Raw genomic sequence first — 15242 nt, 5'->3', positions numbered from 1 at the left:
TTTGCGAATGATATTGATAAGCTATATCATCTGCAAGTCCCAAAAGCCTTTTTGCTTGAGATAATACTTTTATTTGATATTGATTGTTATTTTCATTTAAAATAGAATGCTCAATCTATGGGTTATGCTGATTTTTATCGTTGCGCCTTAACAAATAAATGACGATTAAATCTTATGTAAGGTAAACCACAGATCATGTTCCTCTCTACTCGTCATTACATTGCATTGTTGATTGTGCCTATCCTTTTAGTATTAACATTCAGTTATTCACTAATAGCATGGTCAAGCTTTTCGCTAAATTTCTCACATGTATACGCTTACTTATTTCACTTTGATGACACCAGCATCGAGCAACAAATACTGGCGACAACCCGTGTTCCTCGATTATTAACAGGTATGTTGATTGGCACAAATCTCGCCGTCGCGGGTGTTTTGATGCAAGGGCTAACACGTAACCCTCTTGCCTCACCTTCTGTTTTAGGTATCAATTCAGGCGCTGCTTGTTTCATTGCTTTATCGAGCATTGGTATACATATTTTAGGGGACGTTTCGACCTTACTCGCTGCGGCAGTTGGAGGAGTGGTGAGTGGGGGCTTAGTTATTTTATTAGGTGGCTTTTTCTCTGATCGCGCTAACCCTTTAAAATTGGTACTAGCAGGCATTGCCATTAACGCATTATTAATTGGTGTCACCCGTGCCGCCGTTATTTTAGCCGATGAAAGAGCTTATAGTGTGATTACTTGGTTATCAGGTTCACTGGCTAATATCGATTGGCAGGATTGGCAGTCATTATGGCCCACCAGCTTGTTGGGTTTGTTAATTGCATTTTATGTTGCTAAAAACTTAAATCTCTTAGCATTAGGTAACGATATTGCCGTTAGTTTAGGTATCAATATTAGATTAACCCGTTTTTTATCCTGTATCGCGATTGTTTTATTAACTGCGTCGAGCGTTGCTGTTGTCGGTCCGATTGGATTTATTGGTCTAATAGTGCCGCATATTGCGAGACGACTGGTTAATAATAACTTTCTATTACTCATACCTGTTAGTGCATTAATTGGAAGCTGTCTGATTGCTTGGGCTGATTCTTTGGCGCGCGGTATTGCTTTTCCTGCAGAGACACCGGTTGGCGTGATCACTGCTTTAATTGGCACTCCATTTTTTGTGTACCTGACCATTCGGAATAAAATGTCATGAAAACGATGAAGTTACCGTCATTATATTTTTTCATTTTATCTTCATTGGTTCTGTTATTTGCTATCACCAGTTTATTTGTTGGTGCATCAGATATTTCAATGGCAGATATCATTCACACCTTATTCGAGCGAGGTGAATATGACTTTATTATTAACCAATACCGTTTACCAAGAATTTTTCTCGCCCTGGGTGTCGGCGCAGGGTTAGGGTTATCAGGCGCATTAATTCAAGGTGTGATTAGAAACCCTCTCGCTTCTCCGGACTTAATGGGTATTAGTGCAGGTGCAGGGTTAGCTGCAACGACTTTATTAGTTTTTTATGCTGCTGCCCCGGTTTATTTATTATTATTAACGGCACTGTCAGGTGGGTTAATCGCCGCCGCGATCATTTTATTCATTGCTTACAAAACCCGCCCAACGCCGATGAGATTGGCATTAATTGGTATCGCGATCAGTACCTTTTTATCAAGCGGCATCGATTTTTTAATGATTGTAAACCCTATTGAAATTAATACGGCCATGGTGTGGTTAACAGGTAGTTTATGGGGACGAAACTGGACACAAGTTCCTCTTATTTGGGGAACGTTAGCAGTTATTATCCCCTTTGCTTTTTGGCTAGCATGGCGCCTTGATGTGATGGGACTTGGTGAAGATTGTGCAACGTCCTTAGGTATTCGCCCATCAAAACTACAATTAATGGCATTGTTAACTGCGGTGATACTCGCCAGTATTAGTGTTGCAGTAGCAGGTACCATCGCCTTTATTGGTTTATTAGCACCACATCTTGCACGTATGTTATTTGGACATCATCATAAATATCTTATTCCAAGTTCTGCGCTACTTGGCGGGTTAATGTTGATTATTGCTGATACGTTAGCACGCGGTTTACAACCTCCTTTAGAATTACCTGCAGGTGTATTAACGTCCTTAATCGGTGCGCCCTACTTTATTTTTTTACTGCAACGCTATAAGGCTTGGTAATGATTTCAACTGAAAACCTCACGATTGCATACGGTGATAAAGTCATCATCAACGATCTTAACCTGACACTACAAAAGGGAAAGATTACGGCTTTAATTGGCCCTAACGGCTGCGGTAAATCTACTTTATTAAAAGCACTCGCTCGTATTAATAAAGCTAATGCAGGGCAAGTTTTACTCAATAACCAACCATTAAGCAGCTATGCCGATAAACAGTTAGCGCAGCAGATGTCTTTATTGCCACAAATATTAATTACCCCAGAAGGCATTACGGTACAACGTTTAGTTGAATACGGACGCTCGCCTTATATTTCTCATTGGGGAAAATTAGGCGACCAAGACAAGAATATCGTTAATGCGGCGATGCAAGAAACGCAAGTTAGTGAATTTGCCACGCAAGCCGTTGAATCACTCTCTGGTGGCCAAAGACAACGCGCATGGATAGCCATGATCCTCGCACAAGACACTGACATCATCATGCTTGATGAGCCAACCACTTATTTAGATTTATCCCATCAAATTGAATTAATGAAGTTAATGCAAGCAATGAAAAACAAAGGAAAAACCGTGATAGTGGTATTACACGACCTTAACCAAGCTTGCCGATATAGTGATCATTTAGTGGTGATGAAAGAAGGTGCCGTGATAGCAGAAGGTGAACCTGAAGAAGTATTTACAGAGCAGCTTTTACGCGATGTATTTTCACTTGAAGCAAAAGTCATTAAAGATCCCATCGCTGACACACCAATGTGTGTTGCTTATTAAAGGTTATTAGCCACTTTTTAAACATGCCTGATTATTTTTAACTTCTCATAGCTATTTTTAGATATTCTTAAGTTATTTTAAACTGTTCCTAGTTCTTTTTAATAGCTGTTAAGCATGGTTTTAAAAGAGTTTAAAAATAACATTTAATTTCAACTTGATAGGTTAGTGATACCACTAATGATAGTTACTCAGCTACATTACGTATCCTTGAAACATCTGATATTCATGCCAATGCCATGGATTATGATTATTATTATTATCAAACAAAGCAAGATATCACTATCGGCCTTGCTCGAACGGCTAGCCTTATTAACATTGCACGTACCAAAGTAGACAATACATTACTGGTTGATAACGGTGATTTATTACAGAAAATACACAACGTAAATTAACCAAACGTAATGAAAAAGATGCGCTAGGTTTTGCGGTTTATAATATTGATTTAAAAAATAAAGATATTTAGGGATAGGGATAGGGATAGGGATAGGGATAATATAAAGCCTCAATTGAGGCTTTATATTATTTAATGTTATTTTTATTTCGTATCAGAATAAGATTTAAGAATAATACTCTCTAACAGTTTAGATAATGATAGTAGATTGTTATCATCTCCATTACTAGCCGTCAACATTACGCCAATATGATCACCTTGATATTGATATGGTAAAGATAAACTACAGCCATCAAGCACATTTGCTAAAGTCGTATTACGTAAACATAAAAGATTAGTACGATCATAATCTTCATCAGTAATTAATTGATCTAATTTAGGAGGTAATATCGCAACAGTCGGCAATAATAATACAGCCTCTTTTTCTTCTGTTTTGTACCTTTCTATTAATAACTTTCTTTGTTCACAGGTAACTAAAAATTGCTTTTCATCAATCGCATTTGCTCGCTTTAAACGACTAGCGACTCTCGGATCAAGCTCATCAAGATCGATACTATAATTTTCAGTATAATAATTCATTGCTTCGAACGCTGAGAATTGCCACACAGGGAGTAATTTATAACTGTCTAAAAAAGGTAAAGATCTCTCTTCAACTCGCACTCCAGGAGTCTGCTTCAAAATGTTAACGACTTCTAGAAATGCTTTTTTTACCTTATCATCAAGTAAATCCATACCAAAATTACTAGGTACAACAAAATGCGCCTGTTCCGCGACAGGATTATTCACAACAGTATTAGACATCACTGCCCATGCTATTTCACATTCAGATACTGTATTAGCTATCGGTCCGATACTATCTAAGCTTGAAGAAAGCGGTAAACTTCCTTTTCTAGAAACACTATTTTGAGAAGGTTTAAACCCAGTAACGCCACAGAATGCAGAAGGGATCCGCAACGACCCTCCTGTATCACTGCCTAACGCAATATCGGCAACGCCTAAGGCAACTGAAACAGCCCCTCCGCTTGTTGAGCCACCTGCAATACGTTTTTCATTTTTATAAAGCGGCGTTAGTGGCGTACCGTAATGTGGATTTACCCCTAATCCAGAATAAGCTAGTTCGGTCATATTAGTATGACCCAAAAACACAGCGCCCGCGTTACGTAAGCTTTTTACTGCATCTGCATCTTCAATTGCAGGCTCGACATCATTTAAAAAAGTAGAGCCAGCTTTTGTTTTATAGCCTTTTACATCAAATAAATCTTTAACTGATATTATCGCATTTTTTAAATATTGTTCGCCTACCGAGTTATTAGTTAAACCAGAAGAAGTTGATGCTTCATACATATCAAATAATTCGGTAAAAATATTACTAGCTTGGCTCTCAATAAGCTTTTGAGATTTAGCTATTTGCATTGCTAAATCACGTTCTTCCCAAGGAAATTTAGATAATGTTTTCATTATAAAACTCTCTGAAATAGGTAATATTATGCCGACTTATTTTACAGAAGGTAATTCGACGGTATTGTATTGCGCTTCTATCTTACGATTTAAAACAGGATCAAAAAGAGACATTCGTAATTTTGGTGTTTTACGTACTCCGCCTATTGCAGCAAAAGTACCACATAACATTGCACTATTTTCTTTCAAATCTGCTTTTTCAATAAGCTCCATTAAAGGTCGAATAGATGCCAATGTACCTGTCTGATACAACGTCCAGCCTTTTCCTTCATCTAACCATGATTGCATTTCAAGCTTATCAATGTGATTTTTTACTTCTTCAAAATTCCACAGTTGGCTAGAAACTGGTTTTGGACAAATTTGTTTAGAAAAGGCAACTGACTGTACCTCTAACTCTCTATCAGTATGATCAGAGCCGATACCTAAAAATAATTTACCACCTGATTTAATGATTAATGGTTCAACTTCTCCTGATGACCCTTCTCCAACCACTTCAACCAAATCATCCTGAGTGACTAATAAATTAGAAGCACGGTAATAAAGCGGCACATTTGAAGGTGGAGCGACACCTATTTCAGCTAATTCATCAATGTGCTCCTGCACAGCTTTTTGATCTCTTGCTGTCCAACCTGCAATAACAAGATGATTAATTTTAAAATCACTTTCAATTCCATTAATAGTAAATAACATATAAATCCTTAATAGTTGTTTGGTAAATATAAAGCAAGACTAGGGAACATGATGAGTAAGAAAACCATAAACAACATGATTAGGACGTAAGGAATACTGCCTATAATCACATCTGCCATTTTACCGTTTTTACGAGCCGAATTAACGACATACAAGTTCAAACCGACTGGAGGGGTTATTAGAGCCATCTCAACCAAAATAATCATTAATATGCCAAACCAAATTGGGTCATAGCCTATTTGAATAATGATTGGAACAACGATAGGAATTGTCGCTACCATTAGTGACAGCGTTTCAATAAAAAATCCCAATATAATATAAGTTAATATAATAACTAATAAAGTACCGATAGGGCTTAACCCCAATCCTTGTAACAGTTCTTGTAGAGCTCTCCCAAATCCTGAAGCTGTTAATGCAAAGTTAAGTACATAAGCACCAATAACGACTAACATAATCATTGATGTTATTTTAACCGTTCCAACTAAGCTTTTAATTAACATTTCAGTTGATATAACTGAGTAAGCAAACGAAATCACTAATGAAATAACGACACCAATAGCAGCAGCTTCGGTTGGCGTTGCCCACCCCATATAAATAGAGCCGACAACACTTAAAAATAGAAAAAGAATGGGTGAAAGAGATTTGAGAGCAACAATTTTTTCAGACCAAGAGCTATGTTGTTTTGGACCGCCTAATTTAGGATAAAGACTACATAACACAATAGTAATAGCCATAAAAAGCAGCGCCATCATCATACCAGGGACAATACCTGCCAAAAATAACTTAGGAACAGAGCTTTCGGTTAAGAAACCATAAACAATTAAATTAATCGAAGGGGGAATTAAAATACCTAAAGTCCCGCCAGCGGCTATAGAGCCAGTAAAAAGTCTAGGGTCGTAACCTAATTTTTCACCTTGTGGTGTAGCGACCGTTGCGACTGTAGCGGCTGTAGCGACAGAAGAACCAGAGGTTGCTGAGAACATTGTTGCGGTAGCAATATTGGCATGTATCAATCCACCCGGTAACCAAGATACCCATGTATTCAAAGCGGCATAAGTTCTTTGAGCTACCCCACTACGAAGTAAAATCTCACCAATTAAGACAAAAAAAGGAATCGCTATCAACGTTGAATTATTTGATGATGACCAGACTATTTGCCCTAACCCCCTCATTAAAGGAAAAGGACTAAAAAAAGTATCTACGCCAAAAGCCAATAAAAACAATACAATACCAACTGGGATAGAAAGAGCTAATAATCCCAACAGTCCCATTGAAGTAAATAAAATCATAAATCACCTCCAGTGCCGATATTCTTATCCACAATTTCATATTTACCTTGGATAACTAATATTATTGATATGATTAACAGTACAGAAGAAGAAATAGCAAACCAGATCCATCCAGCTAACCAAATGCTTTGAGGTAAATAAAGAGGGATCTCCATTGCCGTGTTTGATAACGCACCAGATTTGAGAGTTTTGCTTAATACTGGTATCGCATAATATGCTAAATAAACTGCCACGTAAGATAGTGCAGCTAAAGCGATTAAATCGAATAAGGAGCTAATTAATAAATTGCCTTTTTCACGTAAAAAATCAATTCGAACATGCGCTTTAGCGGTCAATCCATAACATATCCCCCAACTAGTAACAGCAGCCATTACATAACCAGAAATTTCTTCTGACCCACTAAAAGAGATTCCGATCTCTCTTAATACAATATCAAGGATAATAAGCGTAATGCAGGCTAACAAAGCTAGACCTGCGATAACTGCTATCCCATTATTAATTTTCTTTAAAAAAGAAATAATGCGAATCATACTATTGAGCCTTATTCGCTGAAATTTCTATACCCGCTACCTGTCCGACAGTTTCATTCCATCGTTGAATCCACTCACTTCCCGCGCGCTCAGCCCACTCTGGTAGTACTTTACTTTCTAAAATATCTTTCGCTTTTAGCATGTCTGGCTCAGATATTTCGACTAATGTTAAGTTTCTAACATCTCCTTTAGAACAATTATCGTTGCCTGTTAAACAAGCAATATCATCATTTAAAGCACTTTGAGCAGAGTCCCAGACTGGCTTTTCAAATTTACTTTTAACTGACTCTTGAATAAAGTTCTGATTTTTTTCGCTTAATGAATTCCATTTATCCAGATTCATAGCAGTTACGACAGGATCCCATCCACCAAGTGGTAGATTCATCAAATGTGTGGTTACTTCCCACCAGCCAGCACTATAGCCAGAACCAGCACCTGTTACGGCACAATCAATAACACCACGTTGTAATGCTCCAGGCACTTCCCCAAACCCGATATTGACACTTTGAGCATTAAGCGCTTCTAAAAATTTTGCCGTCATACGTCCGGATGCTCTAATTTTTAAACCAGCTAGATCACTTAATGATTTAACTTCAGCATTACAGAAAACAACTTGAGGAGGATAAGGAACAATCGCTAAGACTTTAGCATTGAAAGTATCTTTAAAAATATCATCTATCATTGGTCTAGCTGCATCGACAACTTCTTTCGCTTTAGACGCAGTATTTGCAATTAACGGAACATCTAACCCTTCCAGAGCTGGTGTATCTGAGACAGCATAATCGGCGGAAGTCATACCTATATCAAAAACACCATCTGTAAGCATTCGAAATACATCAGAACCACCAATACCCATTTGATCAAGGGTTGTCATCGTAACTTTAAATTCACCTTTACTATCAGCTGGAATGGTTTCATTCCAAAAAGGATTCTCGTAAAGTTTATTAAGCGGTAAACTACTCCAGCTTCCTACTATAGAAAGTGTCTCACTTGCACTTACGTTCATGGATAATATCGCACTAAAAACTGAACCAGCTATAATTTTTTTTGAATTCCATTTGGTCATAATATTCTCTTCCTTTATCAATAGTTTTTTAAAATATTAACTTTACTCTGAGTGTTTTCTAACCTCTTTAAGACTCGAATTCAGTTTCGAGTTTAAACGTGATAATGTCAAACTATATTATTTTATCATTATTGATAACTTAAACCTTTCACGTAAATATTTAATAAAATTAAAGAATGAGAAAAAAATATGACATTCGATCAATTAAAAACATTTTTATGGGTCGCAAAACTTGGTGTAATTAGACGAGCGGCGCATGAAATGAATTTATCTCAACCAGCTATTTCAGCTCGTATATATGCGCTAGAAAGTGAGTTAGGAGTACAACTTTTTGAACGTCATAAAACAGGTGTTGTTTTGACGACAGAAGGTATTTTATTAAGGTCTCATGCAGAAAAAATAGAATCTTATATGGAGCTAATAAAATCAGAATTAACACCAACTGAAGAAGTGAAAGGCCTTATTCGTATTGGGGTTGCAGAAACGGTTGCACAATCATGGCTATCCGATTTCCTAGCTGCATTAAGAAAACTATATCCTAAACTAGTTATCGAACTTTCAGTCGATGTAACAATTAATTTAAGAGAACAATTATTATCTAGGAATATAGATTTAGCTTTTTTGATGGGGCCACTACCAGAAGGTAATGTTGAGAATATTATACTGCCTAAATTTAAATTAAACTGGTTTTGTAGTATTAATGAGGAGTCACCAGACCTTTCTAAATCACCTATATTTTCATTTTCTCGACTCTCCCGTCCTTATCAAGATATTGTATCGGAACTAATGCATCGTTATGGCTCCTTAGGGCAAATATTTCCTTCAAATTCTCTTTCAACGAGCTTTGAAATGATAGCTTCTGGAATTGGCATTGGTGCATTGCCAGCTCAACTTGCACAACGTTTTATAAATGATCAACGAATTAAAGTATTTGATCCTGGATGGGTACCTAACGATATACTTTTTACCGCATCATATTTAAATGATCCACGATCTGAAATCACACATAAAACAGCTATTTTAGCTGCAGAGATTGCTAATAAATATTCTAGTTCGACCACATAATTAATTTTAAGAGGGTAAAGCACACTCGACAATAGCTTTAATTTATAATATTAAAAGCCATTTAATATTATATTTAAATTACCTAAAATGAGCTTTAAATCTATTAAATTAAAAATATATCAATTTATTTACACTGAAATAAAGCGCATTTAAGTTAATTTAATAAAGGAGGTTTTATTATTTGTAGAGCATAGAATTATATTCTAACGAACTCACATAAAAAGTAATATCTAAAAAACGGTAACTAAATTTCCATTATATTGTTTTTTCGTAGTCATTATTTTTATCACTCATTATATAATTATAAAGCATCAGCTTTCTACGCTGCCAAGCTACCAAACCCAATGCAAATAAAGAGATGAAACCTAAACTACCACCGCTAGAACTGCTCGATGACGTTGTCGTAACATCCGTTGACTCAGTAACATCGCTGTCTGTTGTATCATCAGTATTGTCAGTATCAGTTGAGTCATCATCTGCGCTGTCACTTGAACTATCACCTGAAACAATAACCTCATCATCACTTGAGTCATCTTCCACTATTAGTTCACTATCGTCGTTCACTAGTAAGGTGGCTTTAAACAAAGTATCTTCGTCAATCACATCTGTTAAATCGAATGTCATTTGACAACTTGCTTCGTTATCTACAGTTGAATAGAGGTAAGTATTACTGCAGTGATCACTAACGCTTAAACTATCTGCATAAGTATCATCATCAAACGTTAAACCATTAATATCTAAGTAACTTTCTAGATTTGAACCGTATTGATAAACGCTGATCAAACCTTCAGAAAAAGTACCTTGATCACTATCGTATCGAGCAACACCTTCTTCAACCACTTGCAATCCGTCAATATTCTCTAAAATCCAGCTACGTAAGTTACTAATATTGGTATAAACCCCAGGATTGTCTGAACAAGTTGAAGCTCCCCAACTAACCAAACCCACTAAGCTTAATTGCCCATCAAGCGTTTTAAATACAGGACCACCACTGTCACCTGAACAGCTATCAATATTCGTATCGTCTGAATAACCTGCACAAAACATGTTGTCTGTCGTCCTATTATATGAACTCCAATAACATTGGTTTTCAGGTACATAAGGCAAATCAGCTTCTTGTAAGGTTGTTGGAATTTTTTCTGCTGATGTTGCATTATCATCTACCGACAAAACACCGTAACCAACCGTAGTCAGTAAATCGCCTTCCTCAATCGCATTAAATTGAGTCGCTATCGTAAGGGCAGGTCCAGGCTGGTAATAAGAAGCATCTAATTCAAGCAATGCAACATCATAATCAACCGTATCGTCATCATAATTAGGTTGAATGACAACACGACTCAAATTATGAACTGTAACACCCGCAGACTCCGCTAAACTTATTGATGAGTAATGCGTAGACTCGCCAATAACAAGGCTATAATAGGACGCGTCGTAAGCCGTTGCATTACCATCTTCGTCATCACTTTCATAAACACAATGGGCAGCTGTTGCCACCCAATTAGAGCTAATTAATACGCCACCACAAATAAAATTACCCGATTTGTAAAGCGCCACCATCCAAGGATATTCTCGAACAGCATCATCTCCACCAATGATGTAAGTGGAAATACTCGTCGAATAACTACTACTATCAGTATCTGTTGTGTTATCAACTTCAGTAGAAAACCTTAATGAATAACTTTGATAATTATCTTCAGCAGAAGATGGAGATGAAAATATTAATAAGAAACTGACTAAACAGGTAAAAAACGAATATATTTTAGTGGATAACGCCATAGTAGTATTACTCATTGTATGTAATGTTTCATATAAGGACGGTAAAAGAGTCTAGTTCATCATGAAAAAATGACACATTTAATTACCTTTGATCAGTAAGTCGTTATTAATAAAGCGCATGTTAGCAAAAAAAAAAGAACTCATTACGTTTAATAGCTCTCAGTTAAGAGTTCATTGGTATTGCTTACTTTTTCTGTAGTTCCCTTGAGTTTGACTGAATCTTTCTTAAGTAAAAGGTTTATCACCCTCAGCTAATACGGACATCTTTATCATATCGAGTAAACCAAGAATCTACTGATAAAGCGAAAAACTTATGTTTATATACGGCCATCGCTATCGTAATAAGTAAATAAATTTTAGTGATGAAACCATTGTCATTTTGCTTATTGTAAAGGTAGTTTGATATGAAGCATTCTGTGGTAATACTAGCGATTAAAACTTATTAGTTCGAATTATACAGACGTAGATCATAGCACTAAGAAAACCCAAAATTGTGCAAAAAAAAAGGAAATTTTAAAAAATTAAGTCCCCCTGTAAATAATTCTTTGTAACTAAGCTATTCTTTTAACACTTGCCATGCTTCACAGGCTTTCAGGAATTTTTCTTTGTTTCCGTTGGTTCTATCAGGATGTAACTCAAGCGCTAACCGTCGCCATTGTTGGCGTATCTGTTGTGGTGAGGCATCATGATTCAATCCAAATACCTTGAATGCATTCGCTTTATCAATTGAGTTGATAGCAGGAGTAATGGTTTGATGATAACGATCCCAAAAACCAGTCAACATCGCTTCTATCTCATCAGCGTTTGTTTCAAAATTATGCCAATCTAAATAATACCTACGTAATGCACCTTCTTTATCTAATGCAATAGCAATATTAGTGGGGGGATGTTCAAGTAGCAGGATGTTCATTACTTCAACTTGCAACCATTGTGCAGGTAATAGTATTTCTTGTAATTGATACAAGGCATTCATCAACAAGAAGTTTCTTTTGAACAAGGCTTTATTCGGGTCATTATCTAAATCGTTTAATAACCCTTTTTTTTGTAACTCGCTCGCTAAATGATGAATTTGACAACTTTCTTGAGCCTCTTTAATTAAAGTTAATAACGGCCAAATTAACGGATTTTCAATATGATGATTCATCGTCATTTTCAACAACCTAAAAAGTAAACAATAAAAAAGCGAGCATTGATGATGAACAATACTCGCTTAACTTGTCAACTTTTAAGTAAACGCTGAATTAATATAGGTATTACTTTGATATATATACCCGATATCGTTCAAGGTACTTTATTCAGTCGTTTGCGTTGACTCTTTCTGCCTAGAATCAGTTCACTTCACCGCTTGCTAAATGTTGCACCTTGAATGGCAACGAGCATAGCTTAGCTAACACGCTCAAACAGTAAATCCCACACGCCATGACCTAAACGGTGCCCACGAGATTCAAATTTAGTCAGTGGGCGCCAATCTGGGCGAGGTGCATAATCACCTTCTGTGCTAGTATTTTTAAAGTTTGTTGCAGCTTTTAATACTTCTAACATGTGCTCTGCGTAGTTTTCCCAATCAGTCGCCATGTGGATAACACCACCAATCGCTAATTTAGGACGCATATTTTCAATGAACTCTGGTTGCACAATACGGCGTTTATGATGACGCGCTTTATGCCACGGATCAGGGAAGTATAATTGGAATGTAGATAAGCTTTTATCTGGGATCATGAATTCTAACACTTCAACCGCATCATGATTCATTACACGTAAATTAGTTACGCCAGCTTCACCCGCATCGGCTAAACAAGCTCCAACACCAGGACCATGTACTTCAATGCCTAAGAAATTTTTCTCTGGCGCACTTTGTGCCATTTCAATTAATGACTTGCCCATACCAAAACCAATTTCTAATACGACAGGGTTATCATTACCAAATAACTCACTAAAATTGATTTGTTTTTCTTGGTAATCAACGCCCATTGTTGGCCATAGATCATCAATTGCAGTTTGCTGACGTTTAGTCATGCGCCCTTCACGTTTAACAAAAGAACGAATTCTACGAATATATTTCTCTTTCGTGTTTTCAATGTTGTTTTCTTCTGTTCCATTATCTGTCGCAGACTGGTCATGCTCTGTCATTTTTTTACCTTTAAATTGATCAGCTATAACTGTAATTGGGCTAATTAGCAGTGCATTATGCAATGTTATATTAATTGTGCAACTCTGCTAGACTATAGCCCCCCCATTATTATCGAAGAGTTTCTAGTGAGTGAGTTGCATTTTAGCCAAAGAATCAATGATTGGCACCAACAACATGGCCGTAAAACCTTACCATGGCAGTTAGATAAAAGTTTGTATAAAACATGGGTTAGTGAAGTCATGTTACAACAAACTCAAGTAGCGACCGTAATACCTTATTTTAATAAGTTTATGCGATCTTTTCCTTCAATTTCATATTTAGCTAATGCCCCTATTGATGAAGTATTACATCATTGGACAGGTTTAGGTTATTACGCACGTGCTCGCAACTTACACAAAGCGGCACAAATCGTTCGTGACCAGTTTGATGGGAAGTTTCCTGAAGAATTTGATGATGTGATTGCATTACCCGGTATCGGACGCTCTACTGCGGGTGCTGTCTTGTCATTAACGTTGAATAAACACTTTTCTATTTTAGACGGTAACGTAAAACGCGTGTTAACGCGCCATCAAAAAATTGAAGGTTGGACAGGTGAAAAGAAAGTTGAAAACCAACTTTGGACATTAGCCGATAAACTCACGCCTAAAACAGATACGAAGGTATTTAACCAAGCGATGATGGATATGGGAGCAATGATTTGTACTCGCAGTAAACCGAAGTGCGATCAATGCCCTGTCTCTACTGATTGTTTAGCATTAGCTGACGATAGTATGACGGCGTACCCAACACCTAAGTCTAAGAAAAAAATCCCGACCAAAACGGCAGTGATGTTGGTATTAAGAAATAAACAGAAGTCTATACAGCTTATTCAACGTCCTCCGACGGGGATTTGGGGTGGCCTTTGGTGCTTCCCCGAATTTATCGACAGTGAATCGGCATTAAATAGTTTAAAAGAGATTGGAATTACTGATTATCAAGCAACAGAGCTTGCGACTTTTCGCCATACATTCAGCCACTATCATTTTGATATATCGCCAATATTAGTTGAATTTAGTCAGCAAGAAACTGAACAAATCATGGAACATAATGGTCAGCTTTGGTATAACTTACAACAACCACAAAAAGTTGGATTAGCGGCGGCGACTAAAAAGATATTAAACACCGTTACTAAAATCACGCACAAGGAATAAATAATGTCTCGTACTGTATTTTGTACTTATTTAAAAAAAGAAGCGCCAGGTTTAGCATTTCAATTAATTCCAGGTGAAACTGGTAAACGTATTTTTGATAACATTAGCCAAGAAGCATGGACGAAATGGCAACACAAGCAAACAATGCTGATTAATGAAAAGAAATTAAACCTAATGAAAGCAGAAGATCGTGCACTTATTCAAGAAGCAATGGTCGGTTATTTGTTTGAAGATAAAGATGTAGAGATTGAAGGCTTCACACCTAAAGATTAATTAAACTTAAACGAGGTGTTCAGATTTAAAGCATTTAACGTTCAAAGCACAAGCAAACACGTTAAAAACTTAATAAATCTGTAAAAATAGGTTGACGATAGACTCTAAAATCTATTTAATACGCCTCGTTCCTGCTTCATTGACTCGGTCTGAAAAAACAGACAGAGTTAATTAAGAATGAAACAATACTTTATTAGCTAAGTCGAAAAGATTCAGACAGAGTTGAAAAGTAAAAAAAGATGCTTCGTTAGCTCAGTCGGTAGAGCAGAGGATTGAAAATCCTCGTGTCCTTGGTTCAATTCCGAGACGAAGCACCATTATTTAAAATATTATTGAAAAGATTTATTTCAATCAATAATAAGAGCGAAAGCTCAGAACGGTTTATGTGCCGACTTAGCTCAGTAGGTAGAGCAACTGACTTGTAATCAGTAGGTCACCAGTT

The 15242-nt window shown here is 36.7% G+C and carries 14 protein-coding genes, 1 tRNA gene and 1 pseudogene; 8 read left to right on the top strand and 8 right to left on the bottom strand.

The genetic code is table 11. The features are described from left to right. The first annotated feature begins 195 nt into the window (after positions 1 to 195). The 4 genes and pseudogenes from V6255_RS07695 to V6255_RS07680 all read left to right on the top strand — a co-directional run. Entirely contained in the window at positions 196 to 1197 is a 1002-nt protein-coding gene (locus V6255_RS07695) for a FecCD family ABC transporter permease (protein WP_341627622.1), read from the top strand. Beyond that, positions 1194 to 2177, top strand: a complete 984-nt coding sequence (locus tag V6255_RS07690) for a FecCD family ABC transporter permease (protein ID WP_341627621.1) — start codon at positions 1194 to 1196, stop codon at positions 2175 to 2177. The genes V6255_RS07695 and V6255_RS07690 overlap by 4 nt, the downstream gene beginning before the upstream one ends. Continuing rightward, entirely contained in the window at positions 2177 to 2941 is a 765-nt protein-coding gene (gene fecE / locus V6255_RS07685; protein ID WP_341627620.1) for a Fe(3+) dicitrate ABC transporter ATP-binding protein FecE, read from the top strand. The genes V6255_RS07690 and fecE overlap by 1 nt, the downstream gene beginning before the upstream one ends. A gap of 191 nt (positions 2942 to 3132) precedes the next feature. Then, positions 3133 to 3312, top strand: a pseudogene (locus tag V6255_RS07680) (hypothetical protein); the annotation flags it as partial. A 164-nt stretch (positions 3313 to 3476) separates the two neighbouring features. On the opposite strand, the gene V6255_RS07675 reads toward V6255_RS07680, so the two are convergent. Genes V6255_RS07675 through V6255_RS07655 form a run of 5 tightly spaced genes read right to left on the bottom strand, consistent with a single transcriptional unit; the run spans position 3477 to position 8365 of the window. Further along, positions 3477 to 4790 carry an amidase family protein gene (locus V6255_RS07675; protein ID WP_341627619.1) on the bottom strand — a complete coding sequence of 438 codons (1314 nt, stop codon included), beginning with the start codon at positions 4788 to 4790 and terminating at the stop codon, positions 3477 to 3479. 36 nt (positions 4791 to 4826) lie between these two features. Next, positions 4827 to 5480, bottom strand: a complete 654-nt coding sequence (locus V6255_RS07670) for a DUF2848 domain-containing protein (protein WP_341627618.1) — start codon at positions 5478 to 5480, stop codon at positions 4827 to 4829. 8 nt (positions 5481 to 5488) lie between these two features. Beyond that, on the bottom strand, positions 5489 to 6769 hold the full coding sequence (locus V6255_RS07665; protein WP_341627617.1) for a TRAP transporter large permease: 1281 nt from the start codon (positions 6767 to 6769) through the stop codon (positions 5489 to 5491). Then, entirely contained in the window at positions 6766 to 7299 is a 534-nt protein-coding gene (locus V6255_RS07660) for a TRAP transporter small permease (protein WP_341627616.1), read from the bottom strand. The genes V6255_RS07665 and V6255_RS07660 overlap by 4 nt, the downstream gene beginning before the upstream one ends. Before the next feature lies 1 nt (position 7300). Continuing rightward, complete coding sequence (locus V6255_RS07655) at positions 7301 to 8365, bottom strand: TRAP transporter substrate-binding protein (protein WP_341627615.1); 1065 nt, start codon at positions 8363 to 8365, stop codon at positions 7301 to 7303. A gap of 189 nt (positions 8366 to 8554) precedes the next feature. On the opposite strand from V6255_RS07655, the gene V6255_RS07650 reads away from it, so the two are divergent. Then, positions 8555 to 9430, top strand: coding sequence for a LysR family transcriptional regulator (locus V6255_RS07650; protein ID WP_341627614.1), 876 nt, complete (start codon positions 8555 to 8557; stop codon positions 9428 to 9430). Positions 9431 to 9685: 255 nt separating this feature from the next. On the opposite strand, the gene V6255_RS07645 is transcribed toward V6255_RS07650, so the two are convergent. The 3 genes from V6255_RS07645 to trmB all read right to left on the bottom strand — a co-directional run bounded on the left by V6255_RS07645 (position 9686) and on the right by trmB (position 13336). Continuing rightward, positions 9686 to 11221: a serine protease gene (locus V6255_RS07645; protein ID WP_341627613.1), complete on the bottom strand. Its 1536-nt coding sequence runs from the start codon at positions 11219 to 11221 to the stop codon at positions 9686 to 9688. A 541-nt stretch (positions 11222 to 11762) separates the two neighbouring features. Next, entirely contained in the window at positions 11763 to 12356 is a 594-nt protein-coding gene (locus V6255_RS07640; RefSeq protein ID WP_341627612.1) for a DNA-J related domain-containing protein, read from the bottom strand. A 233-nt stretch (positions 12357 to 12589) separates the two neighbouring features. Further along, positions 12590 to 13336 (bottom strand): tRNA (guanosine(46)-N7)-methyltransferase TrmB, encoded by a 747-nt coding sequence (gene trmB, locus V6255_RS07635; protein WP_341627611.1) that lies wholly within the window; start codon positions 13334 to 13336, stop codon positions 12590 to 12592. A gap of 57 nt (positions 13337 to 13393) precedes the next feature. On the opposite strand from trmB, the gene mutY reads away from it, so the two are divergent. From mutY to V6255_RS07620, 3 genes are all read left to right on the top strand, one after another. Continuing rightward, positions 13394 to 14527, top strand: coding sequence for an A/G-specific adenine glycosylase (gene mutY, locus V6255_RS07630; RefSeq protein ID WP_341627610.1), 1134 nt, complete (start codon positions 13394 to 13396; stop codon positions 14525 to 14527). A gap of 3 nt (positions 14528 to 14530) precedes the next feature. Next, positions 14531 to 14800 carry an oxidative damage protection protein gene (locus V6255_RS07625; protein ID WP_341627609.1) on the top strand — a complete coding sequence of 90 codons (270 nt, stop codon included), beginning with the start codon at positions 14531 to 14533 and terminating at the stop codon, positions 14798 to 14800. Between the two features lie 241 nt (positions 14801 to 15041). Then, positions 15042 to 15117, top strand: a tRNA-Phe gene (locus tag V6255_RS07620). Positions 15118 to 15242 lie beyond the last annotated feature (125 nt).

The organism is Psychromonas arctica, assembly GCF_038155225.1.
Lineage (GTDB): Bacteria > Pseudomonadota > Gammaproteobacteria > Enterobacterales > Psychromonadaceae > Psychromonas > Psychromonas arctica_B.
The sequence above is the reverse complement of the archived record's forward strand: the minus strand, read 5'-3'. Positions and strand labels throughout refer to the sequence as shown.

Coding starts and splice junctions, on each gene's coding strand:
- V6255_RS07695 (WP_341627622.1), top strand. CDS start 196: ATGTTCCTCTCTACTCGTCATTACATTGCATTGTTGATTGTGCCTATC.
- V6255_RS07690 (WP_341627621.1), top strand. CDS start 1,194: ATGAAAACGATGAAGTTACCGTCATTATATTTTTTCATTTTATCTTCA.
- fecE (WP_341627620.1), top strand. CDS start 2,177: ATGATTTCAACTGAAAACCTCACGATTGCATACGGTGATAAAGTCATC.
- V6255_RS07675 (WP_341627619.1), bottom strand. CDS start 4,790: ATGAAAACATTATCTAAATTTCCTTGGGAAGAACGTGATTTAGCAATG.
- V6255_RS07670 (WP_341627618.1), bottom strand. CDS start 5,480: ATGTTATTTACTATTAATGGAATTGAAAGTGATTTTAAAATTAATCAT.
- V6255_RS07665 (WP_341627617.1), bottom strand. CDS start 6,769: ATGATTTTATTTACTTCAATGGGACTGTTGGGATTATTAGCTCTTTCT.
- V6255_RS07660 (WP_341627616.1), bottom strand. CDS start 7,299: ATGATTCGCATTATTTCTTTTTTAAAGAAAATTAATAATGGGATAGCA.
- V6255_RS07655 (WP_341627615.1), bottom strand. CDS start 8,365: ATGACCAAATGGAATTCAAAAAAAATTATAGCTGGTTCAGTTTTTAGT.
- V6255_RS07650 (WP_341627614.1), top strand. CDS start 8,555: ATGACATTCGATCAATTAAAAACATTTTTATGGGTCGCAAAACTTGGT.
- V6255_RS07645 (WP_341627613.1), bottom strand. CDS start 11,221: ATGAGTAATACTACTATGGCGTTATCCACTAAAATATATTCGTTTTTT.
- V6255_RS07640 (WP_341627612.1), bottom strand. CDS start 12,356: ATGACGATGAATCATCATATTGAAAATCCGTTAATTTGGCCGTTATTA.
- trmB (WP_341627611.1), bottom strand. CDS start 13,336: ATGACAGAGCATGACCAGTCTGCGACAGATAATGGAACAGAAGAAAAC.
- mutY (WP_341627610.1), top strand. CDS start 13,394: ATGCAATGTTATATTAATTGTGCAACTCTGCTAGACTATAGCCCCCCC.
- V6255_RS07625 (WP_341627609.1), top strand. CDS start 14,531: ATGTCTCGTACTGTATTTTGTACTTATTTAAAAAAAGAAGCGCCAGGT.